This window comes from Telluria sp. AIW5 (assembly GCF_056680575.1).
The window spans coordinates 1,995,354-2,020,924 of record NZ_CM155289.1; the positions used below are offsets into that span (position 1 = coordinate 1,995,354).

General features: G+C 65.1%; 24 protein-coding genes and 1 tRNA gene. 8 read left to right on the top strand and 17 right to left on the bottom strand.

Annotation, left to right across the window (positions count from 1 at the left end; all coding sequences use genetic code 11):
• Positions 1-69: 69 nt before the first annotated feature.
• From cysT to AC1MEM_RS08825, 4 genes are read left to right on the top strand one after another with little or no spacing between them, the layout of a single operon-like run.
• The gene (gene cysT / locus AC1MEM_RS08810) at positions 70-912 is read left to right on the top strand and encodes a sulfate ABC transporter permease subunit CysT (RefSeq protein ID WP_499476668.1); all 843 of its coding nucleotides are present in this window, start codon (positions 70-72) and stop codon (positions 910-912) included.
• Positions 909-1,829 (top strand): sulfate ABC transporter permease subunit CysW, encoded by a 921-nt coding sequence (gene cysW / locus AC1MEM_RS08815; protein WP_499476669.1) that lies wholly within the window; start codon positions 909-911, stop codon positions 1,827-1,829. The genes cysT and cysW overlap by 4 nt, the downstream gene beginning before the upstream one ends.
• Positions 1,826-2,899, top strand: coding sequence for a sulfate/molybdate ABC transporter ATP-binding protein (locus AC1MEM_RS08820; RefSeq protein ID WP_499476670.1), 1,074 nt, complete (start codon positions 1,826-1,828; stop codon positions 2,897-2,899). Before cysW ends, AC1MEM_RS08820 begins: the two co-directional genes overlap by 4 nt.
• Complete coding sequence (locus tag AC1MEM_RS08825; protein WP_499476671.1) at positions 2,896-3,834, top strand: CysB family HTH-type transcriptional regulator; 939 nt, start codon at positions 2,896-2,898, stop codon at positions 3,832-3,834. The genes AC1MEM_RS08820 and AC1MEM_RS08825 overlap by 4 nt, the downstream gene beginning before the upstream one ends.
• Positions 3,835-4,045: 211 nt before the next feature.
• On the opposite strand, the gene AC1MEM_RS08830 is transcribed toward AC1MEM_RS08825, so the two are convergent.
• The 4 genes from AC1MEM_RS08830 to AC1MEM_RS08845 form a co-directional block, all read right to left on the bottom strand.
• On the bottom strand, positions 4,046-4,501 hold the full coding sequence (locus AC1MEM_RS08830) for a TIGR02594 family protein (RefSeq protein WP_499476672.1): 456 nt from the start codon (positions 4,499-4,501) through the stop codon (positions 4,046-4,048).
• A 67-nt stretch (positions 4,502-4,568) separates the two neighbouring features.
• On the bottom strand, positions 4,569-5,300 hold the full coding sequence (locus tag AC1MEM_RS08835) for an alpha/beta fold hydrolase (protein ID WP_499476673.1): 732 nt from the start codon (positions 5,298-5,300) through the stop codon (positions 4,569-4,571).
• A gap of 43 nt (positions 5,301-5,343) precedes the next feature.
• Entirely contained in the window at positions 5,344-7,182 is a 1,839-nt protein-coding gene (blaOXA, locus tag AC1MEM_RS08840; protein WP_499476675.1) for a class D beta-lactamase, read from the bottom strand.
• Positions 7,179-7,562, bottom strand: coding sequence for a BlaI/MecI/CopY family transcriptional regulator (locus AC1MEM_RS08845; RefSeq protein ID WP_499476676.1), 384 nt, complete (start codon positions 7,560-7,562; stop codon positions 7,179-7,181). The genes blaOXA and AC1MEM_RS08845 overlap by 4 nt, the downstream gene beginning before the upstream one ends.
• A 214-nt stretch (positions 7,563-7,776) precedes the next feature.
• On the opposite strand from AC1MEM_RS08845, the gene AC1MEM_RS08850 reads away from it, so the two are divergent.
• Positions 7,777-9,936 carry a TonB-dependent receptor gene (locus AC1MEM_RS08850; RefSeq protein WP_499476678.1) on the top strand — a complete coding sequence of 720 codons (2,160 nt, stop codon included), beginning with the start codon at positions 7,777-7,779 and terminating at the stop codon, positions 9,934-9,936.
• 111 nt (positions 9,937-10,047) lie between these two features.
• Complete coding sequence (gene bla / locus AC1MEM_RS08855; protein WP_499477607.1) at positions 10,048-10,914, top strand: class A beta-lactamase; 867 nt, start codon at positions 10,048-10,050, stop codon at positions 10,912-10,914.
• Positions 10,915-10,941: 27 nt separating this feature from the next.
• Here the strand turns inward: bla and AC1MEM_RS08860 are convergent, their stop codons facing one another.
• The 5 genes from AC1MEM_RS08860 to AC1MEM_RS08880 are packed head-to-tail and all read right to left on the bottom strand — an operon-like array spanning position 10,942 to position 15,216.
• Complete coding sequence (locus tag AC1MEM_RS08860) at positions 10,942-11,988, bottom strand: aldo/keto reductase (protein WP_499476680.1); 1,047 nt, start codon at positions 11,986-11,988, stop codon at positions 10,942-10,944.
• Positions 11,989-11,990: 2 nt separating this feature from the next.
• On the bottom strand, positions 11,991-13,046 hold the full coding sequence (locus tag AC1MEM_RS08865) for a quinone-dependent dihydroorotate dehydrogenase (protein WP_499476681.1): 1,056 nt from the start codon (positions 13,044-13,046) through the stop codon (positions 11,991-11,993).
• 57 nt (positions 13,047-13,103) lie between these two features.
• Positions 13,104-13,832 carry an arginyltransferase gene (locus AC1MEM_RS08870; protein WP_499476683.1) on the bottom strand — a complete coding sequence of 243 codons (729 nt, stop codon included), beginning with the start codon at positions 13,830-13,832 and terminating at the stop codon, positions 13,104-13,106.
• A gap of 57 nt (positions 13,833-13,889) precedes the next feature.
• Positions 13,890-14,612 carry a leucyl/phenylalanyl-tRNA--protein transferase gene (gene aat / locus AC1MEM_RS08875; protein WP_499476685.1) on the bottom strand — a complete coding sequence of 241 codons (723 nt, stop codon included), beginning with the start codon at positions 14,610-14,612 and terminating at the stop codon, positions 13,890-13,892.
• 16 nt (positions 14,613-14,628) lie between these two features.
• Complete coding sequence (locus AC1MEM_RS08880) at positions 14,629-15,216, bottom strand: NUDIX hydrolase (protein WP_499476686.1); 588 nt, start codon at positions 15,214-15,216, stop codon at positions 14,629-14,631.
• Positions 15,217-15,388: 172 nt separating this feature from the next.
• Between AC1MEM_RS08880 and AC1MEM_RS08885 the strand changes: the two genes are divergently transcribed.
• Together AC1MEM_RS08885 and AC1MEM_RS08890 are read left to right on the top strand one after the other, a co-directional pair.
• Positions 15,389-15,465, top strand: a tRNA-Met gene (locus AC1MEM_RS08885).
• 199 nt (positions 15,466-15,664) lie between these two features.
• Positions 15,665-16,078 carry a T6SS immunity protein Tdi1 domain-containing protein gene (locus AC1MEM_RS08890; RefSeq protein ID WP_499476687.1) on the top strand — a complete coding sequence of 138 codons (414 nt, stop codon included), beginning with the start codon at positions 15,665-15,667 and terminating at the stop codon, positions 16,076-16,078.
• Between the two features lie 40 nt (positions 16,079-16,118).
• Here the strand turns inward: AC1MEM_RS08890 and AC1MEM_RS08895 are convergent, their stop codons facing one another.
• The 8 genes from AC1MEM_RS08895 to ileS form a co-directional block, all read right to left on the bottom strand.
• The gene (locus AC1MEM_RS08895; protein ID WP_499476689.1) at positions 16,119-17,009 is read right to left on the bottom strand and encodes a DNA-3-methyladenine glycosylase family protein; all 891 of its coding nucleotides are present in this window, start codon (positions 17,007-17,009) and stop codon (positions 16,119-16,121) included.
• The gene (locus AC1MEM_RS08900) at positions 17,006-17,899 is read right to left on the bottom strand and encodes a DMT family transporter (RefSeq protein ID WP_499476690.1); all 894 of its coding nucleotides are present in this window, start codon (positions 17,897-17,899) and stop codon (positions 17,006-17,008) included. The genes AC1MEM_RS08895 and AC1MEM_RS08900 overlap by 4 nt, the downstream gene beginning before the upstream one ends.
• A 73-nt stretch (positions 17,900-17,972) precedes the next feature.
• Positions 17,973-18,983, bottom strand: a complete 1,011-nt coding sequence (locus tag AC1MEM_RS08905) for an XdhC family protein (RefSeq protein ID WP_499476691.1) — start codon at positions 18,981-18,983, stop codon at positions 17,973-17,975.
• A gap of 266 nt (positions 18,984-19,249) precedes the next feature.
• Positions 19,250-20,332 (bottom strand): M48 family metallopeptidase, encoded by a 1,083-nt coding sequence (locus AC1MEM_RS08910; protein ID WP_499476693.1) that lies wholly within the window; start codon positions 20,330-20,332, stop codon positions 19,250-19,252.
• Between the two features lie 18 nt (positions 20,333-20,350).
• Positions 20,351-20,800, bottom strand: coding sequence for a dUTP diphosphatase (gene dut / locus AC1MEM_RS08915; RefSeq protein ID WP_499476694.1), 450 nt, complete (start codon positions 20,798-20,800; stop codon positions 20,351-20,353).
• 13 nt (positions 20,801-20,813) lie between these two features.
• Positions 20,814-22,034 carry a bifunctional phosphopantothenoylcysteine decarboxylase/phosphopantothenate--cysteine ligase CoaBC gene (gene coaBC / locus AC1MEM_RS08920; protein WP_499476695.1) on the bottom strand — a complete coding sequence of 407 codons (1,221 nt, stop codon included), beginning with the start codon at positions 22,032-22,034 and terminating at the stop codon, positions 20,814-20,816.
• Between the two features lie 33 nt (positions 22,035-22,067).
• Entirely contained in the window at positions 22,068-22,586 is a 519-nt protein-coding gene (gene lspA, locus AC1MEM_RS08925; RefSeq protein ID WP_499476696.1) for a signal peptidase II, read from the bottom strand.
• Between the two features lie 68 nt (positions 22,587-22,654).
• Positions 22,655-25,552, bottom strand: a complete 2,898-nt coding sequence (gene ileS, locus AC1MEM_RS08930; RefSeq protein ID WP_499476697.1) for an isoleucine--tRNA ligase — start codon at positions 25,550-25,552, stop codon at positions 22,655-22,657.
• Between the last annotated feature and the right edge of the window lie 19 nt (positions 25,553-25,571).

Here is a 25,571-nt window from a genome sequence, read left to right on the forward strand (position 1 = left end):
CTTCGTTTGTTTTATGAGGTGGAAGTGAGATTATTACAGTCCGTTAGAAGAATTTGTAATAAGGACTCCATGAACATACTGCAGCCGCGCGCGTCCGGCCGGGTCATTCCCGGCTTTGGGCTCTCGCTCGGGTTCACGATCTTTTATCTCGCCCTGATCGTGCTGATCCCGCTGTCGGCCGTCTTCCTGAAAACGTTCACGATGAGCTGGGACGCCTTCTGGAGCGCGGTCAGCTCCGATCGTGTAGTCGCTTCCTACAAGCTCAGCTTCGGCGCCTCGCTGATCGCGGCCGCGCTGAATGTCGTGTTCGGCGGCATCGTCGCCTGGGTGCTGGTGCGCTACCGCTTTCCTGGTAAACGTTTCATCGACGCCCTGGTCGACCTGCCGTTCGCGCTGCCGACCGCCGTGGCCGGTATCACGCTGACTGCCCTGTATTCGAACAATGGCTGGATCGGCAAATACCTCGAGCAATTCGGCATCAAGGTCGCCTTCACGCCGCTCGGCATCGTCGTCGCGCTGACCTTCATCGGCCTGCCTTTCGTCGTGCGGACGGTGCAGCCGGTGCTGGAAGAAGCCGAGCGTGAACTGGAGGAAGCGGCGGCCAGCCTGGGCGCGAGTCCGCTCCAGACCTTTTTCCGTGTGATCCTGCCCTCGATCGTGCCGGCCATGCTGACCGGCTTCGCGCTCGCCTTTGCGCGCGCCACCGGCGAATACGGCTCCGTCATCTTCATCGCCGGCAACCTGCCGATGGTGTCCGAAATCACGCCGCTCTTCATCATCACCAAACTGGAGCAGTACGACTACGCCGGCGCCACCGCGATCGCGGTCGTGATGCTGATCGTGTCTTTCGTCCTGCTCCTGACGATCAACCTGTTGCAGGCCTGGACCCGCAGAAGGGCAGGCAAGAAATGAGTGCAGTGTTGGATAAACCCGCAGGTAAGCCGATCCCGGCCGCGCCGCGCGCCGTGCGTCCCGTGAAAACCAATGCCTTCGAGCCGAACTGGGTGCGCTACACGCTCATCGCCGTCGCGCTCCTCTTCCTGACGCTGTTCCTGTTCGTGCCGCTGGTCGCCGTGTTCACCGAAGCCTTGAAACGCGGCTGGGACACCTATGTCGACGCCATCCTCGATCCGGACGCCATCTCCGCCATCAAGCTCACGCTCATCGCCGCCGGCATCGCGGTGCCCCTGAACCTGGTGTTCGGCGTGGCCGCGGCCTGGTGCATCGCGAAGTTCGACTTCCGCGGCAAAAGCATTTTGCTCACCCTGATCGACCTGCCTTTCTCGGTCTCGCCCGTCATCGCCGGCCTGATCTACGTGCTGCTGTTCGGCGCCCAGGGCTGGTTCGGCGAATGGCTGATGGAGCACGACGTCAAGATCCTGTTCGCGGTGCCGGGCATCGTGCTGGCGACCGTCTTCATCACCTTCCCGTTTGTCGCGCGCGAACTAATTCCGCTGATGCAGCAGCAGGGCACCGAGGAAGAGGAAGCCGCGCTGGTGCTGGGTGCCTCGGGCTGGCAGACCTTCTGGCGCGTGACGCTCCCGAACATCAAATGGGGCCTGCTGTATGGCGTCATCCTGTGCAATGCGCGGGCGATGGGCGAGTTCGGCGCGGTGTCGGTGGTGTCCGGCCACATCCGCGGCGAGACCAACACCATGCCGCTGCAGGTCGAGATCCTCTACAACGAATACAACTTCACGGCCGCGTTCGCGATCGCATCCCTGCTGGCGCTGCTCGCGCTGGTGACGCTGGCCGTGAAATCCTTTATCGAATGGCGTCTGCACCAGTCCAGGAGCAGCGACGCCGGCACCACGGAGCGCCCGCAATGACGATCGAAGTCCAACACATCCGCAAGCAGTTCGGCCAGTTCAAGGCGCTCGACGACGTCTCGCTGCAATTCCCCAACGGCGAGCTGACCGCCTTGCTGGGCCCCTCGGGCTGCGGCAAGACGACGCTCTTGCGCATCATCGCCGGCCTCGAGCATCCAGACACGGGCTCGGTGCTGCTCGACGGCCAGGACGCGTCCCGCAGCCATGTGCGCGAGCGCCAGGTCGGCTTCGTGTTCCAGCACTACGCGCTGTTCAAGCACATGACGGTGTTCGAGAACGTCGCGTTCGGCCTGCGCGTGCGCCCGCGGCGCGAGCGTCCGAGCGAGCAGCAGATCCGCGACAAGGTGAAGCAGTTGCTGGAGCTGGTGCAGCTCGACTGGATCGCCGACCGCTATCCGCCGCAACTGTCGGGCGGCCAGCGCCAGCGCATCGCCCTCGCACGCGCCCTGGCCGTGGAGCCGCGCGTGCTGCTGCTGGACGAACCTTTCGGCGCGCTCGACGCCAAGGTGAGGAAGGAATTGCGCCGCTGGCTGCGCCGCCTGCACGACGACCTGCACGTGACCTCGATCTTCGTGACCCACGACCAGGAAGAAGCGCTCGAAGTGGCCGACCAGGTGGTCGTCATGAACAAGGGCCGCGTCGAGCAGCTGGGCACGCCGGCCAGCGTCTACAACGCGCCCGCGTCGCCCTTCGTCTACAGCTTCCTCGGTAACGTCAACCTGTTCCACGGCCGCGTGCACGATGGCGTGCTCGCCAGCGGCGACGCCCTGTTCGACGCACCCGGCCACGGCGGCGTGCAGAACGCCGACGGCATCGGCTACGTCCGTCCGCACGACCTCGACGTCGAGCGCTACACGCCGGGCAAGCAGGGCATCGTGGTGAAGCTGCGCCGCGCGCATGCGATCGGCCCGCTGGCCCAGCTCGACCTCGAGCGGGCGGACAACGCCCAGCTGATCGAAGCCGTGATCCCGAACGAGCGCTTCGCCGGCCTCGGCCTCAAGGAAGGCGAGACCCTGGTCGTGCGCCCGCGCCAGATCCAGGTCTTCGTCGATGAAGGTGGCGGCATATGAACTTCCAGCAGCTGCGCTCGGTGCGCGAGACGGCGCGCCGCAACTTCAACCTCACCGACGTCGCCGCTGCGCTGTTCACCTCGCAGCCGGGCGTGTCGCGCCAGATCCGCGAGCTCGAGGACGAACTCGGCGTCGTCATCTTCGAACGCAACGGCAAGCGACTGACCGGCCTCACAGCGCCCGGCAAAGGCATCCTCAAGATTGTCGAGCGCCTGCTGGTGGAAGCGGAAAACCTGACGCAAGCCAGCCAGGAGTATTCGGCCCAGGACAGCGGCACGCTGACCATCGCGGTGACCCACACCCAGGCGCGCTATGCGCTGCCGCAGGTGGTGCAGTCCTTCCGCAACGCCTTCCCGAACGTGCGCATTGCCCTGCAGCAGAGCGCGCCGGAACACATCGCCGAATACGTGCTGTCGGGACGGGCGGATATCGGCATCGCAACCGAGGGCCTGTCGACGTTTCCCGACCTGGTCTCGTTTCCATGCTACCGCTGGAGTCACGTGGTGGTCGCGCCGGAGGGACATCCGCTGCTGGGTACGACGCCGCTGCGGCTGGAGGACCTGGCCGAACATCCGCTGATTACCTACGACGTCGGCTACACCGGCCGCGGCCATATCGACGACGCCTTCAGCAAGGCCGGGCTGGCGCCGGACATGGTGCTCACCGCCATGGATTCGGACGTCATCAAGCAGTATGTGTCGCTGGGGATGGGGGTCGGGATCATTGCCTCGATGGCCTTCGATCATGGACGCGACAAGGGGCTGCGGGCGATCGAATCGTCGCACCTGTTTGCGCCGAACGTGACGCGGCTGGCGGTGCGGAGGGGGGCGTATTTAAGGGCGTATGCGTATCATTTCATTGAACGCTTTGCGCCGGGGGTGACGCGCCCGGATATCGAGCGGTCCTTGCAGGCGGATGAGGCGGTGGCGATTTGAAACGCTAGTTCGATATCGGTGCCGTCGCGGCTACTCGCCCGATAACGATCACCGCGTGGGCGGGGGATTTAGTCCGGGGGACTAAATCCGCCCACGCGTTCAACGCACGCCAAAATCGCGCGCAATTTTTACTGCCCCGGATTCGGGATCCGCGCATGAATCGCATCGATCACTGCGACCACGCTTCCATCCGCGAACGGGCGTCCACTCCCTACAAGGACTGAAGTTCAGGGACGGGCCACCGATAGCTCAACACACTGCTCAGCGGGTAGCAGTGTTCCCGGACTTCTTCCAGCTGATTTCCTCCAAGCAGAACAACGAAGTCCTCCTCGATACGAAGGAAAAAACCCACATGGCCTTTCCAGCTGTTGGGGTCATCCCTCGTCAACACGGCGATACACCCGCGGACGGGGCTTTCAAGTGGGATCCCCCACGCCAGCCAGGAGCGCGCCAATGCTGAGCCGGTACCTGCGATGCCGGATTCGGCGAGACACCAATTGACGAATGATGAGCACCATGAAACCTTGTCGTCATAGCCGCGCAAGTTAGTGTAGAAGTTGTACTCGACAATCCGAGGGTTGGTCTGGCCAGCGGGAAACCGCCGTACGCCGTACTCCCCAACAGCGGCGTCCATCCAGGGCGTCTCGTGCGGCATCATGGCTTTCATCAGTTAAAGGTGCTTGAATGTTTCCTGTTCCCGTAGAGGCAACTTGCCCTGCTGTACCGGGCGCCCGTCAGTCGAGGTGCGAGTCACGGTCGCAGGCGTATTTCGGATAGGGCGCAGGAGCGAGGAAAGTGTCGATGGCGGCGGTAATCCTGGACTTCAATTGCTCGCTGCCGCCATCCTGCATATCGTTGTGGCGCGCGCCTTTGATGTGCACGATGCAGGTACCGTAGCGGCGCTGCTCTTCGTCGTTTGGCAGGACGCCCGGGTCCGCCGTGGTGTCGCTGGCACGGATCGTCAGGACGTGGATGCCGGGCGAGCGGGGCAGCGCAACCCGCCGGCTGTCGAGGCTGATCAGGCCGGAAACGCGGTTCGGGGTGTCCGCGGCGAACTGAGCCGAACTGTCTCCGCCAAGGGAGTGCCCCACGAGAAGCAGGTGTTGCCAATCGAATTGCGGATACCGTACCGCGGTCTCGTCGATCGCGGTGGCGATCGACTTCGAGGCCACCCGGGCCAATGCTTGTACTTGCTGCGACACCGGGGCGTCCCGGTCCAGTTTGGCGCCGCCGGCACTATCTTGCAGGGCGATCACCAGGTAACCCATCCTGTTAAGAGAGTGGGTGACGAAGGAATAATCCGATCCTGCAAGTCCGTATCCGGGGGCCAGCAGGGCGACCGGACAGGGCGATGCGCTGGTACAGGCCTGAATATTGGCGGGAACGTGAATGTCCACCGGGACGGCTGCCCCGGCCATGGACAAGCCGAACAGCAGGGGCAGCAGGCACACGAATTTCTTGTTCATGGCGATGGTTGTCGGTGGATGGATCAACAGGGCGGCCGCCGGATCAGAGCGCGCGCCGCGCCAGCTCGTCCAGGAAGGCATCGCGGGTTTGCGCGCCGCCGAAGTACCTGCTGTCTACCCGGTGTTGCAACAGGCGCGCGAACACCAGCGTGCGGCCGTCCTTGTTGATCCAGCCGACGAACCAGCCAATATGCTGCGTTTCGTCCGCGCTGCCGTCCGGCAGCAGTGCGGGCGCCGTGCCGGTCTTGCCGTAGACCTCCCAGCCGTTCGTCAGCGTCTCCCGCTTGAGCAGGCGAGCGGTCATCTCGTAGGCGTGGGCAGATACCGGCAGGCTGCGGTTGACCACCTTGCGCAGGAACACGGTCTCTTCAAACGGCGATATCCTGAGCGTGGGGCTCAGCTCCGAGACCGCGAGCGCATCCTCCACGCCCGGGACGCTGGAGAGCGCGCGGTTGCCGTAGTCGAACGCCTGCACATAGCTGCGCACGCGTTCGGCGCCCAGCCGCGACGTCACCTGTTGTGAATACCAGACGACCGATTCGCGCAGCCAGCCGGCCGGATCGGTGTCATGGCGCCAGGATGGATTGCTGGCGGCATAGCTCGGCTTGTACGGCAGGTAGGGCGTGTGTTCGTCGCGCAGCACGCCGCTGTCGAAGCCCATCAGGCTGATGGCGATCTTGAAAGTCGAGGCGGGCGTTACGCGCTCATCGCAGCCGCCTTCGCGCACCAGCACGGCGCCGCTCGCAGCATCGGCCATGATCGTGCAGTCGAGCGCCGCCGATGGTCCCGACGCCGTTCCCGGCCAGGCATGCGCCATCAGCTGCCCGCGGCCATCCGGGACGCCCCCGACATGCCAGCCCAGCGCCGGCTGCAGCGCCAGATTGGCGCATACCACGGCCGCCAGGCTGCCGAGCGCGGCGCAGCGCGACCAGGCGCCCCGGGCCGCTGTCGGTGCGCGTATCAGGTTGATGCGTGCGGTCAGGGTCGGCTCGCCGCTGGCGCCGAATGCGAGCGCCATGCCGGCCGGGCACCGTTGCAGCTTCAGTTGTCCGACCAACGCCGCGGCATAGGCCTTGCGCTCGCCGGGCGACCGGACGCGCAACACATCGCGGTCGCAGCCGAATTCCTGCGCCCAGCCCATCCGCGCGCGCAGCATGCGCATGAAGGGATTGAACCAGAACAGACTCTGCAGTGCGAGGGCGGCCGCGCTCCAGCGCAGGTCGTGGCGGCGCCAGTGTGTCAATTCGTGTTCCACGATCAGCTGCTGCTGCAGTGGATCGACACTGCGCAGGTGGCGCGGCAGCAGCAGGCGCGGCTTGAACAGGCCTTGCAGCATCGGGGAAATCGGTGCGTCGACTTCGATCACGGCTGGCAGCGCCACGTTCGGCTGCCCCGTGAAACCGGCATGTCCATCGAGCGCTGTCAGCTGGGCGCCGCTGGCGCCCAGCGCATCGAGCAAGCGTTGGGCGCGCCGCCAGCGGAACAGTGCATGACCGAGACCGAGCAGGTAGAGCACGAGCCAGGCGCGGCCCGCACCGCGCAACCATGCATGCAGGGAGGGGGACGTCAGGCTCGGCGCCGGCGCGGCCGTTGGCGCCGGACTTGCCGACGGCGACGTGGGTGCTGCAGCAGCATGTGGCGCGGCACCCTCTCCAAGCTCGATGACGGGCACGACCCGCAGGCGCTCGGTCGTCGGCAGCAGCATCGCGACGAACACCGCCGCCACCGCCGCCTGGCCCATCAGCCACAGCGAGCGCTGCTGGGCGAGCGCGGGAAAGCCCCTGCGGCACAGCACCACCGCACCCCAGACCGCAGCTCCGGCCAGCAGCGAGCCTGCGGCAGCGAGCAGCAGCTGCGCCAGCGCGATGTCGAGCGGCGTCACCGGGTCTCGTCCGCGTCGTCCGGCCAGTCCTGCAGTAATTGCTCGAGCTGGGCCAGCTCCTGCTCGTCGACCAGCTTACTGCCGGTGAACATCGCCACCGGCAGCGGCGTGTCGATTTCCATCACGCGCTTGCCGAAATCATGCGCAAAGGCGGCCAGGGTATCCACTTTTTCCATCATCGCTTCATACACCTGCACGCCATGGCGCACGTGCTGCGCAACCATGCCCTTGTCCAGCATGCGCTCGAGTGTCTTGCGTGTGGACGAATACGACCAGCCGAGCTCGTCTTGGACGCGTTCGTGGATTTCACGCGCACTCAGGGGCTGTTGGCGCCATAAGGCCTTGAGCAGGCTGAGTTCGGTAATCAAGGGGACAGACATGGCGGGCTCTCTTTTGCGACTAACATCGCCAGCATGCGACGGATGTCACAAATAGTCAAGCAATCCGGATCCTGACCGATGCATCGGCAAGACCGCTTGACGGTGTGTGACAAATGTCGCATGATTACGTCATTGGTCACAATGTAACCCGCCACATGCTCCAGGCTGGCACGGGGCGCGATGTGAATCGTCCTTTTACGCACTGCCGGAAACCATGCGCCTGCCCAGATCCGTTCACGCCCTGCCCACCAGCCCGGTTCATGTATTGCCATGTCCGGGAAGCTGGCTGCCTGGGACGACACTCACGGTCATCCTGTTCGGGCTTGTCGCGCTGCCGGTACAGGCGCAGGCTGAAGACCAGGAAAGCGCGACGGTGATGGTCACGGCCAAGAAAGAGCCAGTCGTCAAAAAGGTCGATAAGACTGTCTACAATGTTTCGGCCATGCCCAGGGCGGCAAACGGCAGTGGCCAGGACGTTCTGCAATCGACACCCGAGGTATCGGTGACGGCCGACGGGAACATCGCAGTCAAGGGAAACCCCCAGGTCACGGTCCTGGTCGATGGCAAGCCGACGGCGATGATGTCGGGGTCGAGCGAGGAGCGGGCAGTGGCGCTACAGACCATGAGCGGCGCCGACATTGCCAGCATCGAAGTCATCACGAATCCATCCGCTGCCTATCAGGCCAATGGCGGTGCGATCCTCAACATCGTATTGAAGCGAAACCGCAGGCCTGGCGCACACGCGCAGATACAGGGAAGCGCCTCGGACCACGACCTGTGGAATATCGGTGCGTCGGGCGGCTGGGCCAGGGACAATGTCAGCGTACATGGCAACCTGGCGTTGCGCCATGACGGTACGGAGAAATTCCGCCAGTCGGAAACCGACTGGAATAATCCTCTCAACGGCCAGTCCGGACAATCGCGGCAGGCGTCGGAGGTATTCGTCCATCGCGTCGTCGAAACTGCGGCACTGGGCGTCGATTACGCCCTGGGCGGCTTCGACACCCTCAGCCTGGCGGCGCGCCATAACAGCCGCCAGTCGCGCCCGCTGTTCGACGTGCTGAACGAGAACCGTACGGGCGCCGCCAGCACCGTCTTTCATCGTATTTCCGACGGACCCAACGAGCAGTCCGACGACAGCGCCAGCCTCAGTTACAGCCACCAGGGCGATGGCGGGGCGCTCAAGGCAATGGTCCAGCGCAGCGATACGATCGGCCTGATCGACAAGTCTTACCGCGACGTCTTCGTCGCACCGGCGCTCGCCACCGACTACAGCCGCGGCGCTACCAGGTCGGCGCGCCGCCTGACCCAGGCCACGCTCGACTGGACCGGCTTGTCGGAACACGGACAGTGGGGCATGGGCCTCGATACCCAGGACAAGACCGACGACCTCTACAACTATCAGGCGTCCGTCGATCGCGTGACAGGGGCCGAGAGGCCCGATCCTGCTACGACCAATGGCTATGCCGTGACGACGACGGTCAGCGCTGCCTATTTGACCGACAAGATCAGGCACGGGAAATGGGAAGTGCTGTTGGGTGGACGGGCCGAGCGCATGGCGCTTCGGGTGCGTCCGGCGCAGGGTTTCATGGGTTTCATGCCGGCAGCGCATTGGCAGGCGTTCAATCCCAGCCTTCACCTGGCCTATGCCGCCAGCGACAGGGCCGACCTGACGCTCAGCTATCGCCGCAGTCTCCAGATGCCCGATCCGCGCGATCTCAATCCGTTCACCACCTATGTCGATGCGCAAAACCTGAGCCGCGGCAATCCCGGCCTGAAGCCGCAGCGCCTCACCTCATGGGAGATCGGCACCAACGCGCAGGGCGCACATCTGAGCGGCGATGTGGCTGCCTTCTACCGTAGCAGCACGGACACGGTGACCGATGCACGCAGTTTTGCCACCGACAACGTACTTGTCACCTCCCGGCAGAATGGGGGCAGGGCGCGCTCGGCTGGCATCACAGGCTCGGTGGAGTGGACGCCTGATGCGACGCTGCGTTTGGGCATGGACGGCGGCGCCTATCGCGTGATGCTCGACACGCCCGACCTCCCTGGTCATGTGCGACAGGACGGTGTCTCAGGCTATATCAACCTCAGGGCAGCGTACAGCGTCGGACCAGACGACCTGTCGGTCGACGCGCATGGCCAATCGGGAGGAATCACACCGCTCGGCCGATACGGGGCGACCAGCAGTCTCAACTTGAGCTGGAAGCACCGGTTGACCAGGACGCTCAGCCTGACGGTCAACGCCAACGATGTTTTCGATGGCAGCAAGCGCACCTATCGGACAGTCACGGGCACATTCCGCCAGGCCGGATTCGATCATTTCGTCGCACAGCGGATCTATGTGGGCTTCGTAAGGAAGATCGAGTGACGCCAGTCCGAGGTAATCGCCACGCCTGCCTTGTCCCCGGTGGCTTCATGTGCCACTCCTTTCACCGAATCGTTCAGCGAATACGTCCTTCTTATGAGTCCAATCCACGCCATGATGCCTTCACCGACCCGCCGCCACCTCCTGCTCGCACTGGCCTCGCTGCCATTTGCTGCCGCCGCCAATGCGCCGGCCGGGAACGCCGGCTTCGCTGCCCTCGAACGCGACCTGAACGGCGAGCTCGGCGTGGCCACCATCGACGCCGCGACCGGGCGGTCGACCGGTTATCGCCAGGACCAGCGCTTCCCGATGTGCAGCACGTTCAAGGCGGTGCTGGCGGCCGCCATCCTCGCGCGCGCCGACAGTACCCCAGGCCTGCTCGACAAACGGCTGGCCCTGCCCAAAAACCGTTTCGCCAGCTATTCGCCGGTCACCGCCAAGCATGCCGGCGGCGGCATGAGCGTGGCCGACCTGTGCGCCGCCGCGCTGCAGTACAGCGACAACACCGCCGCCAACGCACTGATGCGCGAACTGGACGGTCCGTCCGGGCTGACGCGCTTCGCGCGCGCGCTGGGCGATCGGCGCTTCCGCCTGGATCGCTGGGAAACCGAGCTCAACAGCGCCATCCCGGGTGACGAACGCGACACGACGACCCCGCTGGCCATGGCGCGCACGCTCCAGAAGCTGCTGTTGCTGGACGGCCTGACGCCGGCCCGGCAAAGCCAGTTGCGTGACTGGATGCTGGCGAATACCACGGGCGACAACCGGATACGTGCTGCCGTGCCGGCCGGCTGGCTGGTAGCGGACAAGACCGGCACCGGCGCCTACGGCAGCGCTAACGACGTCGCTGTGATCTATCCACCAGGCAGATCCCCGATCGTGCTTGCCATCTATACCCGTCAGGCGGCCAAGGACGCCGACGCGCGTAGCGACATCATCGCACGAGCGGCCAGGATCGCGCTGGACGCATTCAATGCTTGAATGCCAGCCCAGTAGCATACGAAGTCGCTATTGGCCGGGATTCGTTATTCTTTGGTGAATCCCATCAATCCCCGCCATCACCTCGGCGGACAAACTGATCTCCGCCGCATCGATGTTCTCCTTCAACTGCACCAGCGTCGTCGCCCCGATAATGGTCGACCCCACGAACCAGCGCGAATAACACCAGGCCAGCGCCATCTGCGCCGGCGTCAAACCATTCTCGCGCGCCAGCACCGCGTACTGGCGCGTGGCTTCCAGCACCTCCGGCCGCACATAACGCGGACTCCAGTTCGCCGGGAAGATCGTCAGCCGGCCATGCGCCTTCGGATCATCGAGGTATTTCGCTGTCAGCTGCCCAAAGGCGAGCGGGCTGTAGGCGAGCAGGCTCACATCCGACCGGAAGCAAGTCTCATCCAGCAGCGAGGTTTCAAAAAAGCGCGCCGTCAGGTTGTATAAATTCTGGATCGTCGCAATCCGCGGCAGGCCGCGCGTCTCGGCCAGCTTCACGTATTCGCTCACACCCCACGAACTCTCGTTCGACACGCCGATCTCGCGGATCTTGCCGGCCTTGACCAGCTCACCCAGCGCGCCCAGCGTTTCCTCGATCGGCACGCTGCTGCGCTCGCGCGTCGGATCGAAGCGGTTGGCGCCGAAAATCGGCAGGTTGCGGCTCGGCCAGTGGATCTGGTAGAGGTCGATGTAATCCGTCTGCAGGCGCTGCAAACTCGTCTCGACGGCCGCGCGCACGTTGGCTGCATCGAGGTCGTGCGCCGCGCCGCGGATATAGGCCATGTTCGGATTCGGCCCGGCGATCTTCGAGGCGATCACCAGGTCGTCGCGGCGGCCGCGTGACTTCAGCCAGCTGCCGATGAAGCGCTCGGTCGCGCCTTGTGTCTCGGCGCGGCCCATCACCGGATACATCTCCGCGGTGTCGATGAAGTTGATGCCGCGCTCGACCGCGTAGTCGAGCTGGCGGTGCGCGTCCGTCTCCGTATTCTGTTCGCCGAAGGTCATCGTGCCGAGGCAGACCTTCGACACCTGCAAGTTGCTGCGTCCAAGCTGTTTGCGTTGCATGCTCATTTCCTTATTGGCTCCTTTGCGCGCAGCGCGTCGGCGCACTCGCGCACGAGGGACGGGCCGCGGTAGATCAAGCCGCTGTACAGCTGCACCAACTGGGCGCCGGCGGCGATTTTTTCTTGTGCGTCGCGGCCCGACAGGATGCCGCCGACGCCGATGATCGGGATCGCGTTGCCGAGCTCCTTCTTCATCGCGCGGATCACGATGTTCGACAGGTCGAACACCGGTGCGCCCGAGACGCCGCCGGTTTCCTTGCCATGGCGGTACTGCTCGACGTCGCGCCGGTTCAGGGTCGTGTTGGTCGCGATCACGCCGTCGATCTTGTGGCGCAGCAGGGCGCCGGCAATGTTGCGGATCTGCTCGGCGTCGATATCGGGTGCGATTTTCAGGGCCAGGGGCACGTAACGGCCGTGCTGGTCGGCGAGGCGCGTCTGCTCGGCCTTCAGCTGCGACAGCAGGGCGTCCAGTTCCGAGGCGCCCTGGAGCTGGCGCAAATTCTTCGTGTTCGGCGACGAGATGTTGACCGTGACGTAGCTCGCGTATGGATAGACCTTGCGCAGGCATTCGAGGTAGTCGTCGGCGGCGCGCTCGATCGGGGTATCGGCGTTCTTGCCGATGTTCAGGCCGAGTACGCCCTGCTTTTCCTGGTAATAGCGCGAAGCCTGCACATTCGCGACGAAGGCGTCGACGCCGCCGTTATTGAAACCCATGCGGTTAATGATGCCGCGCGCGGCCGGCACGCGGAACATGCGCGGTTTCGGGTTGCCCGCCTGCGCGCGCGGCGTTACGGTGCCGATCTCGATCGAGCCGAAACCAAGCGCGGCCAGGCCGTCGATGTAGGCGCCGTCCTTGTCCAGGCCCGCGGCCAGTCCCACCGGGTTCGGGAACGTAATGCCCATGACGGTGCGCGGGTCGGGCGCGGGCTTCTTGAACATCCCGGTCGCGCCGCGCTGGGCGGCACTGCGCAGGGCCGGCAGGGTCAGGTTGTGGGCGGTTTCCGCAGGCAGCGTGAAGAGCAGGGGCCGGGCGAGGGTGTACAGGAATTTGTCGGACATGGAGCGCTCGAAAATGGGGTCGCAGTATTGTACATGCGTGTACCGTGCGCAGGACCCTTACCTGTCGAGGATGCCCCAGGTGCCGCTGATGCGCGCCTCCAGCGGCCGGAAATTAATTTTATACGCCATCTTCGGGCTCTGCTCGATCCAGTAGCCGAGGTAGACGAAGGGCAAGCCGAGTTCGCGCGCCTGCGCCACCTGCCACATCACGTTGTAGGTGCCGAAGGAAGCGCCCGGCACGTCCGGATCGAAGAAGGTGTACACGGAAGACAGGCCGTCCGACAGGACGTCGATGATCGACACCATGCGCAAGGTGCCGTCCGGTTCGCGGAATTCGACGAGGCGCGTGTTGACCCGGCTTTGCAGCAGGAACTGGGCGTACTGGTCGCGGCTGTCCTGGTCCATGCCGCCGCCGACGTGGCGCGTGGTCTGGTAGCGCAGGTAGAGCGCATAGTGCTCGTCCGAGAACGAGAGGTTGGCGACCATTGCCGAGAGGTCGCCATGGCGCTTCCAGGCACGGCGCTGGGTGCGGTTCGGCGTGAACTCGTTGCAGCGCACGCGCACCGGGATGCAGGCCTGGCAGCCGTCGCAATACGGGCGATAGGTAAAGATGCCGCTGCGGCGAAAGCCGTTCTTCACCAGTTCGGAATACACGTCCGCGTTGATCAGGTGCGAGGGCGTGGCGACCTGCGAGCGCGCCTGGCGTGCGTCGAGATAGCTGCACGGATACGGGGCCGTCGTGTAGAACTGCAGCGTGGAGAAGGGCAGGTCATTAAGGTGCGTCATGCAGAACTCTCGGGACGACGTGATGGCCTTATTCTAACGAAAGCGGCGCGCGCACAGTTAAGCGATAAACGGTGCAACCGGTTCCCATGGTCCGATCGCCGGTTCGCGGATCGCCGCGCGCAAATGCTGCAGGAAGACTGCGCGCGGAATCGGCGCGGCGCCCAGCGACGCCAGGTGTCCTGTTTCCTGCTGACAATCGACCATGCGCACGCCGTTCTTGCGCAGGAAGGCGACCAGGTAGGCCAGCGCCACCTTGGAGGCGTCGGACACGCGCGCGAACATCGATTCGCCGTAGAACATGCGGCCGATGCAGACGCCGTAGGCGCCGCCGACCAGTTCGCCGTCAACCCAGACTTCGGACGAGTGCGCATAGCCGAGCGCATGCAGGCCCGTGTAGCCGTCGATGATGTCTTCTGAAATCCAGGTGCCCGGCCCATCCTTGCGCGGGGCCGCGCAGGCGCGCATGACGGCCTCGAAATCGCTGTCGAAGCGTACTTGCCAGCGCCCGCCGCCGGTGCGGCTGCGTTCGACGCGGCGCAGGGTTTTCCTGAGGCTGTCGCTGACCTTGAAGTCATCGGTATAGAGCACCATGCGCGGATCGGTGCTCCACCAGAGGATGGGCTGGCCTTCGGAGAACCAGGGGAAAATGCCGTTCTGGTAGGCCAGCAGCAGGCGCTGCGGCGACAGGTCGGCGCCGGCCGCGAGCAGGCCGGGCGCGTCCATCGTCAGCGCCTCGGATACGTCGGGAAAGGGCGTATGCGCATCAAGCCAGGGAATCATGGGCGGCTCTCGCAGGTCAGTCTGGTTCGCGTGGAGCAATCATCGAGCGCTTGATGTCGTGGCTGTGCACGCCATACGTGCCGGAGACTCCCTCACGCATTTTGACGCGGTCGGCAAAGAACAGTTCCAGCGTTGTGCGGATTGTCGGGAAGGCGAGCTCGTCCCAGGGGATGTCGCGCTCGGAGAACAGCTGCACTTCCAGGCTTTCGATGCCCGGCGCAAAGTCGAGGTCGACCAGGCGCGCCAGGTAGAACATGTGGACCTGGTGCACGTGGGCGACATTCAGGAGCGTGAACAGCTTGCCGATTTCGATGTGCGCGCCGGCTTCTTCCTCGGTCTCGCGCACCGCGGCCTCGCTGGTGGTCTCGCTGTTTTCCATGAAGCCGGCCGGCAGTGTCCAGTAGCCATGGCGCGGCTCGATCGCGCGCCGGCACAGCAGCACTTGCACGCTGCCTTCGTGCTCCCACACCGGGATGGAGCCGATGACCATTTTCGGGTTCTGGTAATGAATCGTGCCGCACTGCGCGCACACATGGCGCGGCCGGTTGTCGCCTTCGGGAATGCTTAGTGCAACCGCGTGGCCGCACTCGGAACAAAAGTTCATAGAGGATGGGGAGAATGAATATCCGGCTACTTTACACCCGAATCGGGCGGCTGTGCCGCCACGCCGCCTCGGCAGCAGTGTTGCTCGTTCGCTATTGAGCGGGTCAATCGTCGCTGCTGCCGGCATTGGGTTTGCCTAATTGGCTGAATCCGTATATAATTCGTTTCACAGACGCGGGGTGGAGCAGTCTGGCAGCTCGTCGGGCTCATAACCCGAAGGTCACAGGTTCAAATCCTGTCCCCGCAACCAGAATACTGAAGGCCGCTGACTCGAAAGAGTCAGCGGCCTTTTCGTATTGGTTCCCCCTGCCTGGCTCGACGCGCATCAAGGCGAGCGCAGGTTGACCGCACTTGCCGAACTCGGCGTTGTCCAACTATCGGTGGCCCGGTCATGGAGCGATTCCATGGCACGCGCCGACACGTCCAACGCCTACTTAGCGGATTCGACCATGATTACTGTTGAAGACATCAACGACGCCTGGGGCTGGATGGGCTTGCGGGCCGTGGAAATCCTGGGCGCCAATTCCTTCGGCAATCTGATCCTGCGCGACGCCGACGGCAGCTACTGGCGCCTGCGTCCGCCAGACCTGTGCTGCGAACCAGTGGCCGAGGACCGCGCCGCGCTCGACGCGCTCTCCTACAACCAGGATTTCCTGAACGACTGGTACATGCCGGACGTGGTCCACCTGGCCGAGACCACGCTCGGGCCGCTCACGGACGACCGCACCTACTGCCTCAAAATCCCCAGCGCGCTGGGCGGGCACTACGGCAGCGAGAACCTGGCGACGGTGCCGCTGTCCGAGTTGATCCGGTTTTCGGGGGAGGGTGCGCAGCAGCTCGAGGGCGTGCCGCGCTGGGCGTGAGCGCGCTTGCCGGCCGCTACCGCGCTGGCGTGCGCCGCTCTCACCCCGCCGGCTGGCTGAGACTCGCCCACAAATACGCCGCAGCCATCGTCCGATGCGGCCTGTACCCCGCCAGCCATGCCTGCGTGCGCGCCTGGTCCGGCTTCTGCGCTTCCCCCAGCAGCCGCCCCAAGGCCCCGCGCACCGCCACATCGCCCTCGAGCGAACAATCCGCGTACCCATAGCCGCGCAGCAAGGTGTAATTCACGGTCCACGGCCCGATCCCCTTGATCGCCAGCAGCGCCGCCCCGGCCCGCGCCGGATCGTCGTCCTGCGCCAGCTGCAGCTCGCCCTCGGCCGCCATGCGCGCCACGCGCAGCAGGGTCTCGGCCTTGGCGCGCGAAAATTTGCGGCCGGTCAGCGCCTCCACCTCCAGCCGCGCGACATCGCGCGCTTCCGGATAGCACCACAGTCCGTCGCTATGCTGCCGCCCCGCCTGTTCGATAAAGGTCCGCCGCAGGCTGATGGCAAACGGTAAATTGATTTGTTGGCCGATGATGGCCCAGGTCAGCGCTTCGAAAACGGTGGCGGACTGGACGATGCGCAATCCCGGCTGGCGCGCCACGAGCGGACCGAACACGGGGTCGTCGCGCACGAAGGCAGCAAACGGCGCCGGATCGATGCGCAGCGCCAGGATGCTGCGCAGCGCTTCGTGCGCGAGGGCCAGCGTGGATGCGTCGAGGCCGCCATCGGCCTCGATACGGCACTGGGCTGCATCCGGGGCAAGTTCAACATCCAGCAGCACCGGCACGCCATCCAGCAGCACCGCCTTGCGGATGCGCTCGCCACTGACCTGTTCGGCCACCCCCTCGGCATCGCGCGCATGAAAGGCGAGCACGTCGGCGCTGCGGTAGGACCCGGGCAGCGCAATCGACAGCAGCTGCTTCGTCATGGCCTGCTTGCAGCCGGGGCCGCACGGCCGAAGCGCGGCACGAAACCCGTCACCAAGGCCGTGCCGACCAGCACGATGGCCGCGCCGGCCAGGGTATGCCAGCCGACCGCCTCTCCCAGGAACAGCGCGCCCCACAGGATGCCGAACACGGGATTCAAAAAGGTGACCGTCAGCGCCGAGGTCGGGCCGACTTCGGCGATCAGGCGGAAATAGATCAGGTAAGCGATGCCGCTGCACAGCACGCCAAGCGCGAGCACCGCCGCCCACACGCCCGGGGTCGCGGTGCCGGGCGACGGGAAGAAGGGTAGCGCAGGCAGCACGAACAGGGTCGCGGCCCACATCGTGCCGTGGGCGTTGGCGAAGGGTTCGACCGTCTTCGCCGATTTCGCGTACAGGCTGGCGATGCTGTAGCACAGGGCCGCGGCCAGCGCCGCCGCCACGGCGATGCCGGCGCCGGGACGCGTGGCAACGTCATCGAAACCGACCAGCAAGGCGACGCCCGCCGTGCCCAGCAACAGGCCGAGTCCGCTGCGCAGCGTGATCGGCTGGCGTGCCCACAGCGCGCCAATCAGCGCGCCCCACATCGGCGCGGTCGCGTTCAGCACCGACAGCACGGAGGCCGTCAGCGTGCGCGCGCCATACGCGAACAGCAGGAAGGGCAGCGCCGAGTTGAAAAAGCCCAGCATCAGGTAATGCTTCCAGTTGGCGCGCAGGTCGAGGCGCTTGCGCAGCACCAGACCGACGGCCGCCAGGAACAGGGCCGCGAACAGCACCCGGTATTCGATCAGCAAGGCGGGCCCCATCACAGGTGCGCCGATGCGCATGAAGAGGAAGGAGCCGCCCCAGATGGCGGCCAGCAGCAGGAGGCGCAGGAAGTTGGATGTGTTCATGGTCGATCAGGTAAGCGGAGGCGCATGGTCGCACACGGCGCTTCGGCGCGCATCCTGTTTTTTCCTCGCGTGATCAGCGGGCGCAGGCGTCTGTGGTGGCCGGCTGCGGCGCGGCCGCGTGCGGCACCAGCATCGCGGTCGGCACGCCATTTTTGATGGCCGTCATCTCGGCCAGGATCGCGATGCCGATCTCGGACGGCGTCTTGCTGCCGATGTAGAGGCCGATCGGGCCGTGCAGGCGGTCGAGCTCTTCGTCGGAGAGGTTGAACAGTTTCAGGCGCTCCCGGCGCCGCGCATTGTTCAGGCGCGAGCCGATCGCGCCGACATAGAAGGCCTCGGATTTGAGGGCTTCCATCAGGGCCAGGTCGTCGAGTTTCGGGTCGTGGGTCAGCGCCACGACGGCGCTGCGCGCATCGAGCTTCGCCTCGATCACGAGGTCGTCCGGCATGGTGTGCACGAGTTCGACGCCTGCCACATTCCAGTCGGCGCGGTATTCCTCGCGCGGGTCGCAGACGATGACGCGGTAATCCATGGCACTCGCCACTTGCGCCAGGAAGCGCGACAGGGGGCCGGCGCCGATGATGAACAGGCGCCAGCGCGGGCCGTGCAGGGTGTGCAGTGCCTCGTTTTCGAGGCGCAGCACGGCGCCCGGCGCGGCGCGCGTCAGGGTGACGGCGCCGCTGGCCAGGTCGAGACGGCGTTCCAGCAGCTCTCCGCCTTCGAGGCGCTGCAAGAGTTCGCGCAGGCCGCTGGTGCTGCTTAATGGTTCGATCGCCAGCTCGATGGTGCCGCCGCAGGGCAGGCCGAAGCGGTGCGCGTCGTCGGCGCTGATGCCGTAGCTGACGATGTGGGGGCGGGCATCGCCGGCGATGCCGCGGGCGCGCACGTTCTCGATCAGGTCATCCTCGATGCAGCCGCCGGAGACGGACCCGATGACGCGGCCATCCTCGCGCACGGCCAGGGTGGCGCCGATCGGGCGCGGGCTCGAGCCCCAGGTCTTGATGACGGTGACCAGCTGGCAGCGGTGGCCGCCATCGAGCCAGCTTGCTGCGGTCTTGAGTACGTCGAGGTCGAGGCTGTCCATGGTCTGCGCGGGCGCTGCTGGTGAGGGGTGTCAATGATACAAAAAAAGCGCGGGCGGCGCCGGCGGGGTGGGAGTCGCGGACCTGTGCGGTACGGGTCTTGCAGGGTGGGCGCCCCGCGCCCACGCGTATGGGCGTATGCTTGCACCTGCGGCCTAAAATATCGCTCGACACGTATGCCAGACGCGTTACGAGCGATCGGCGACGGCCGCGGGTGCAAGGACCCGTCCGTAACGGCGTGGGCGCGGGGCGCCCACCCTGCAAGACCTTACGGCGTCAACGGCTTCTTCGAACTCTTCTTCGCCTTCACATCCTCGATCGCCAGCTCCATCGCGGTCAGCCGCGCCGCGGTCGACGGGTGATTCGCCGTAAAGCCATTCGCCACGCTGGCCGGATACGATGCCGCAAACCGCTTCCAGAACGCCGGCGCACCCTCGATGTTGTAGTCGGCCCGCGCCAGCAGGAAGATCGCCAGGCGGTCGGCCGCCGCGTCCAGGTTCGATGGCATGGCCTTGATGCCGGCGCTGCCGTTCAGCATGCCGGTGTCCGGGCTCATGCGCGTCAGGTTGTCGATCACGCTGTCGAGCGTGGCCTGGTTGCGCTGCGCCTTCGGATGGTCGAGGATGTTGTGCGCCATCGTGCGTGCCAGCACATAGGCCAGCTCGTCGTCGCTCCTCGTCACGCCCAGCATGCCGCGCGTGACCATGATGCGCGCGCCGTCCGCGTAGGCGTTCACGTTGTCGCCGTTGCCCAGCTCGATGCCGAAACCGCAGGCGCGCGTGATGGGAATGCTGAGATCGCGCGCGCGGCCGTCGCGTTCGATCGATAGCGGCAGGGTCTGCTGCGAGGCGACGATCGGACCGAACACGGCGCTGGCGCCGGACAGCGCGTGCGGGCCGGTCGGCAGCGGCTTGCCCGCCGCGGCCACGAGGCCGTCGCCCATGCGCAGCCCGGCTTTGGCGGCGCCGCTGCCGGCCAGCACGCCGGTGACCTGCAGGCGTTCGTCCATGCCGAAGGCCACGTGTGCAGCCTCGTTGTAGACGCCCGGATAGGAGTGGCGGTTCTTCGCAGTGAAGCCGAGCAGGTTGCGCGCGTGTTTCGCGCACAGTTCGGCATTGTCGATCAGGAGCGGGGCCGCGACGCGGTACAGGCGGTCCTGCAAAGCCGCCATTTTCGTCAGCGTATCGGCGGCGGCCGCCATTTGCGGCGTGAGCGGCGTGCCTTGCGGGGTTTCCGTAATCGGGCCGGTGGCGCCGGGCTGGCGCAGCGGGGCTTGCGTGCCGCAGGCTGCCAGCAGCAGGGCGGTGGCAGCGGCCAGCGCGGCCGGGCGCAGACGTTCAATGCGAATCATGGTCCTCCTTATTATTCTTTATTGTTTTCCGGTGCTGCCGAACCCTCCGGCGCCCCGTTCGCTCGATGCAAACTCTTCGACGACATTGAAACCCACCTGCAGGACAGGCACGATGACCAGTTGCGCCAGGCGGTCCAGCGGCTGCAGCGTGAAGGCTTGATTGCCGCGGTTCCAGGTCGAGACCATCAACTGGCCCTGGTAATCGGAGTCGATCAAGCCTACCAGATTGCCGAGGACAATGCCGTTCTTATGGCCGAGCCCACTGCGCGGCAGGATCATCGCCGCGTAGCCCGGATCAGCCACGTGGATCGCGAGGCCAGTCGGCACCAGCACGGTCTGGCCGGGCTCGAGGGTCAGCGGCGTTTCGATGCAGGCGCGCAGGTCGAGGCCGGCACTGCCGGAGGTAGCATAGGCCGGCAGCAGTTCCTTCATGCGCGGGTCGAGGATTTTGATATCGATGGTTTTCATGCGTGTTCAATCATTAGGTCAGTAGCGAGCGCTGTTCAAGGCGCTTGCCGATTTCGGATACCAGCTGGCGCGCCAGCGTCAGCTTGTCGGCGCGCGGCAATACGGTATGGCCGTGTTCGTCGAAGAGGACGATCGAATTCTCGTCCTGGCCGAAAGTGTGGTGGCCGATATTACCGACCAGCAGCGGGATGCCCTTGCGTTCGCGCTTGGCGGCGCCGTAGGCGACCAGGTTTTCCGACTCGGCGGCAAAGCCGACGCAATAGGGCCAGCCCGACAGCGAGGTGGTCGCCGCGACCGAGGCCAGGATGTCGGGGTTCTGCACGAATTCGAGCTGGGGCGCGCCGCCGCCTTCCTGTTTTTTGAGTTTCTGGTCGCTGGCGTTCGCCACGCGCCAGTCGGCCACCGCGGCGACGCCGACGAACACGTGCTGGCCTTCGACACCCGCCATGACGGCATCCATCATCTGCTGGGCCGAGAGCACGTCGATACGGCGCACGCCGTGCGGCGTCGCCAGGGCAGTCGGGCCCGACACCAGCGTCACCTCGGCGCCGGCTTCGCGCGCGGCGCGGGCGATCGCATAGCCCATCTTGCCCGACGACAGGTTCGTGATGCCGCGTACCGGATCGATCGCCTCAAAAGTAGGCCCGGCCGTGATCAGCACCCGTTTGCCGGACAGGATCTTGTGCTGGAAGGAGGCGATCAGTTCCTCCAGCAGCTGCTCGGGCTCCAGCATGCGTCCGAGGCCGGTCTCGCCGCAGGCCTGCTCGCCGGCTCCCGGGCCGAAGATGCCGATGCCGTCTTCACGCAAGGTCGCGACGTTGCGCCGGGTGGCCGGGTTTTGCCACATCTCGACATTCATGGCCGGCGCGACCAGCAAAGGCACGCCGCGCGGACGCGCCAGGCACAGCGTCGAGAGGAGGTCGTCGCATACCCCGTGCGCGAGCTTGCGGATGAAGTCGGCCGAACAGGGCGCGACCAGCACGGCGTCGGCGCCGCGCGTGAGGTCGATGTGTGCCATGTTATTCGGCATGCGCGGATCCCACTGGTCGAGCCAGACGGTATTTCCCGAAAGCGCCTGCATCGTCACCGCGCCGATGAAATGGGTAGCGGCATCGGTCATCACGACCTGTACCTGCGCACCCTGTTTGATCAGCGCGCGGCACAGCTCCGCCGCCTTGTAGCAGGCAACTCCCCCGGACAGGCCGAGGACGATTTTTTTACCTTGCAGGTCCATGCCGCACTCCTTGCTCAGGGTTAATGCTCGGGGTTAATGTTTATTTACGCGCCGCAGTTCGTCGACGATGAACAGGAAGGCGCCGACCGAGATGCCGATGTCGGCGACGTTAAAGGCCGGGAAGTGTCCCCAGCCGCGCAAGTAAAAGTCGAGGAAGTCGATGACGTGGCCATAGGCGACGCGGTCGATCACGTTGCCGAGGGCGCCGCCCAGGATCAGGGCGAGGGCCCAGCAGAACAGGCGCTGGCCGGCGTGGCGTTTCAACAGGTAGAGGATGAAGCCGATGGCGCCGAGCGCGATCGCCGTAAAGAACCAGCGCTGCCAGCCGCCCTGGTTGCCCAGGAAGGAAAAGGCGGCGCCCGGGTTATACACGAGCACCAGGTTGAAGAAACTGGTGACCGGCAGCGTTTCGCCGTAGCTGAACAGTTTGGAAATCGTGATCTTGGTCAGCTGGTCGACCAGCACGACGAGGAAGGCGATGCCGAGCCAGGCGCCGATGCCGGCGCCTGATTTATGGACGGTGGTGATGCTTGGTTTTTTTTTGGTTGCCATGGGATCGAAGGTCGGACGTAGAAACCGCCATGCCGCTGGTGGCGGCATGGCGGTTGGCCTTGGTTGGATTACGCGAAGCGGCGTGCTTCGCCGGCGCCGAACAGGTTGCTCACGCAACGGCCGCACAGGCCCGCATGCTCGTGGTTGTGGCCGACGTCACGGCGGTAGTGCCAGCAGCGCTCGCACTTCGGCGCTTCCGACGGCGTCACCTGCACGGCTTCCTCGGCTTCGTTGGCCGCTTGCTCGACCGTTGCCTGCGAGGTGATGAAGACGAACTTCAGGTCGTCGTCCAGGCTCGCCAGAAGATCGTGCCTGGCGCCTGCGGCCTTGATCGTCAGCTCGGCCTGCAGCGAGGAACCGATCGCACCCGAGGCGCGCACTTCTTCCAGCTGCTTCGTCACATCTGCACGCACTTCACGCAGGGCCGCATACTTGGCCAGCAGCGCTTCGGCATCCGGCAGTTCCGGGAAGGTCCACAGCGTCTGCGTGAAGATGGTTTCGTCGGACTCAAGCCAGGCCTGCTCGCCCGCGAACACGGCCCAGGCTTCCTCGACGGTGAACGACAGCACCGGCGCCATCACGCGCAGCAGTGCGTGCGCGATGTGCCAGAGCGCGGTCTGCGCCGAGCGGCGTGCCGGCGAATCGACACCGGTCGTGTACAGGCGGTCCTTCAGGATGTCGAGGTAGAAGCCGCCCAGGTCTTCCGAGCAGTAGTTCTGCAGGCGAGACACGACCGGGTGGAACTCGTAGCGCTCGAAGTGGGCGGCGATGTCCTTCTGCAGCTGCTCCATCGACGCGATCGCATAGCGGTCGATCTCGAGCATCTGCGCCACGGGCACGGCATGTTTGGCGTGGTCGAAGTCCGAGGTGTTCGCGAGCAGGAAGCGCAGCGTGTTGCGGATGCGGCGATACGATTCCGTCACGCGTTTCAGGATCTCTTCGCTGATCGCCAGTTCGCCCGTGTAATCGGTCGAGGCCACCCACAGGCGCAGGATGTCGGCGCCCAAGGTGTCCGAGATCTTCTGCGGTGCCATCGTGTTGCCGAGCGATTTACTCATCTTCTTGCCGTGCTCGTCGACCGTGAAGCCGTGGGTCAGCAGCGCCTTGTAGGGCGGGGTACCGTTCAGCATCGACGAGGTCAGCAGGGACGAGTGGAACCAGCCGCGGTGCTGGTCCGAGCCTTCCAGGTACAAATCGGCCGGGAAGGTCGACTGCTGGGCGTGCGAACCGCGCAGCACGGTCTGGTGCGTGGCGCCGGAATCGAACCAGACGTCGAGCGTGTCCTTGTTCTTTTCGTAGATGTCGGCGTCGTCGCCAAGGAGCTCGCGTGGGTCGAGCGCCTGCCAGGCGTCGATGCCGTTCTGCTCGATGAGTTTCGCCACCTGCTCCAGCAGCTCGGGCGTGCGTGGGTGCAGCTCGCCGGTTTCCTTGTGGATGAAGAAAGCCATCGGCACGCCCCACTGGCGCTGGCGCGACAGGGTCCAGTCCGGACGGTTTTCGATCATGCCGTGCAGGCGCGCCTGGCCCCAGTCCGGGAAGAATTTGGTCCTGGCGATGCCGGCCAGCGCCGTTTCGCGCAGGGTCGGGCCGCCGTCCTTCGGCGTCAGGTCCATGCCGGCAAACCACTGGCTCGTTGCCCGATAAACGATCGGGGTCTTGTGGCGCCAGCAGTGCATGTAGCTGTGGTCGAACATTTTCAGTTCGAACAGGGCGCCTGCGTCGGTCAGGGCGGCGCAGATCGGCTTCGATGCTTCCCAGATCGTCAGGCCGCCGAACAGCGGCAGCGTGCTTGCAAAGCGGCCGTCGCCCATGACAGGCTTGAGGATGTCGTCATCCTGCATCCCGTGCGCTTTGCACGAGATAAAGTCTTCCAGGCCGTAGGCCGGAGCCGAGTGGACCACGCCGGTGCCGCTTTCGGTCGTCACGTAGTCGGCCAGGTACATCGGCGACAGGCGGTCGTAGAACGGATCGGCAGCATGCAGCGGATGCTTGAAGCGCAGGCCTTCCAGCTTCTCGCCGGTGGTGGTGGCGATCACTTTGCCTTCGAGCTTGTAGCGAGCCAGGCAGGATTCGACCAGGTCTTGCGCCAGGATCAGCAGCAGGGGCTGGCCGTCGCGCTCGGTTTGCACGAGGGCGTAGGTCACTTCCGGATTGACGTTCAGCGCCTGGTTCGACGGGATGGTCCACGGAGTCGTGGTCCAGATCACGATAAAGCCGTTCATCGTCGGCAGCGATGGCAAGCCGAAGGCGGCCGCCAGTTTTTCCTCTTCCGCGAACGGGAAGCCGACGTCGATCGCCGGGTCGCGCTTGTCCTGGTATTCGACTTCCGCTTCGGCCAGCGCCGAGCCGCAATCGAAGCACCAGTTCACCGGCTTCAGGCCGCGGTAGACATAACCCTTCTCGAGCAGGGTGCCCAGCGCGCGCAACTCGTCGGCCTCGTTACCGTAGGCCATCGTCATGTACGGGTTTTCCCATTCGCCGAGGATACCGAGACGGATGAAGCCGGCGCGCTGGCGGTCGATCTGCTCGAGCGCGTAGGCGCGTGCTTTCTGGAGCACTTCGGCCGTCGGCAAGTTCTTGCCGTAGAGTTTTTCGATCTGGATCTCGATCGGCATGCCGTGGCAATCCCAGCCCGGAACATAGGGCGCATCGAAGCCGGCCATGGTGCGCGATTTCACGACCATATCCTTCAGGATCTTGTTTACCGAGTGGCCGAGGTGGATATCGCCGTTTGCGTACGGAGGACCGTCGTGCAGCACGAAGGTCGGGCGGCCCTTGGCGGCCTTGCGGATGCGGTGATAGATCTGCTTGTCCTGCCATTGCTTGACCCAGCCCGGCTCGCGCTTGGCGAGGTCGCCGCGCATCGGGAACGGGGTGTCGGTCATGTTGACTGGGTACTTGCTTTCAGGCTTTTTGGCTGCCTTCTGGGCAGGCGCATTCTGGACGGGTTTGCTGTTTTCGGACATATATTTCTTCGGTAAGGGA

Excerpts from the sequence above, each read along its gene's own strand:
- AC1MEM_RS08870 (WP_499476683.1), bottom strand. The coding sequence starts at position 13,832 with ATGACGCACCTTAATGACCTGCCCTTCTCCACGCTGCAGTTCTACACG.
- AC1MEM_RS08860 (WP_499476680.1), bottom strand. The coding sequence starts at position 11,988 with ATGCAACGCAAACAGCTTGGACGCAGCAACTTGCAGGTGTCGAAGGTC.
- AC1MEM_RS08890 (WP_499476687.1), top strand. The coding sequence starts at position 15,665 with ATGATTACTGTTGAAGACATCAACGACGCCTGGGGCTGGATGGGCTTG.
- AC1MEM_RS08825 (WP_499476671.1), top strand. The coding sequence starts at position 2,896 with ATGAACTTCCAGCAGCTGCGCTCGGTGCGCGAGACGGCGCGCCGCAAC.
- coaBC (WP_499476695.1), bottom strand. The coding sequence starts at position 22,034 with ATGGACCTGCAAGGTAAAAAAATCGTCCTCGGCCTGTCCGGGGGAGTT.
- AC1MEM_RS08865 (WP_499476681.1), bottom strand. The coding sequence starts at position 13,046 with ATGTCCGACAAATTCCTGTACACCCTCGCCCGGCCCCTGCTCTTCACG.
- aat (WP_499476685.1), bottom strand. The coding sequence starts at position 14,612 with ATGATTCCCTGGCTTGATGCGCATACGCCCTTTCCCGACGTATCCGAG.
- AC1MEM_RS08835 (WP_499476673.1), bottom strand. The coding sequence starts at position 5,300 with ATGAACAAGAAATTCGTGTGCCTGCTGCCCCTGCTGTTCGGCTTGTCC.
- bla (WP_499477607.1), top strand. The coding sequence starts at position 10,048 with ATGATGCCTTCACCGACCCGCCGCCACCTCCTGCTCGCACTGGCCTCG.
- AC1MEM_RS08820 (WP_499476670.1), top strand. The coding sequence starts at position 1,826 with ATGACGATCGAAGTCCAACACATCCGCAAGCAGTTCGGCCAGTTCAAG.
- AC1MEM_RS08830 (WP_499476672.1), bottom strand. The coding sequence starts at position 4,501 with ATGAAAGCCATGATGCCGCACGAGACGCCCTGGATGGACGCCGCTGTT.
- dut (WP_499476694.1), bottom strand. The coding sequence starts at position 20,800 with ATGAAAACCATCGATATCAAAATCCTCGACCCGCGCATGAAGGAACTG.
- AC1MEM_RS08845 (WP_499476676.1), bottom strand. The coding sequence starts at position 7,562 with ATGTCTGTCCCCTTGATTACCGAACTCAGCCTGCTCAAGGCCTTATGG.
- ileS (WP_499476697.1), bottom strand. The coding sequence starts at position 25,552 with ATGTCCGAAAACAGCAAACCCGTCCAGAATGCGCCTGCCCAGAAGGCA.
- AC1MEM_RS08880 (WP_499476686.1), bottom strand. The coding sequence starts at position 15,216 with ATGAACTTTTGTTCCGAGTGCGGCCACGCGGTTGCACTAAGCATTCCC.
- cysW (WP_499476669.1), top strand. The coding sequence starts at position 909 with ATGAGTGCAGTGTTGGATAAACCCGCAGGTAAGCCGATCCCGGCCGCG.
- AC1MEM_RS08850 (WP_499476678.1), top strand. The coding sequence starts at position 7,777 with ATGCGCCTGCCCAGATCCGTTCACGCCCTGCCCACCAGCCCGGTTCAT.
- AC1MEM_RS08905 (WP_499476691.1), bottom strand. The coding sequence starts at position 18,983 with ATGGACAGCCTCGACCTCGACGTACTCAAGACCGCAGCAAGCTGGCTC.
- AC1MEM_RS08910 (WP_499476693.1), bottom strand. The coding sequence starts at position 20,332 with ATGATTCGCATTGAACGTCTGCGCCCGGCCGCGCTGGCCGCTGCCACC.
- AC1MEM_RS08895 (WP_499476689.1), bottom strand. The coding sequence starts at position 17,009 with ATGACGAAGCAGCTGCTGTCGATTGCGCTGCCCGGGTCCTACCGCAGC.
- lspA (WP_499476696.1), bottom strand. The coding sequence starts at position 22,586 with ATGGCAACCAAAAAAAAACCAAGCATCACCACCGTCCATAAATCAGGC.
- AC1MEM_RS08900 (WP_499476690.1), bottom strand. The coding sequence starts at position 17,899 with ATGAACACATCCAACTTCCTGCGCCTCCTGCTGCTGGCCGCCATCTGG.
- cysT (WP_499476668.1), top strand. The coding sequence starts at position 70 with ATGAACATACTGCAGCCGCGCGCGTCCGGCCGGGTCATTCCCGGCTTT.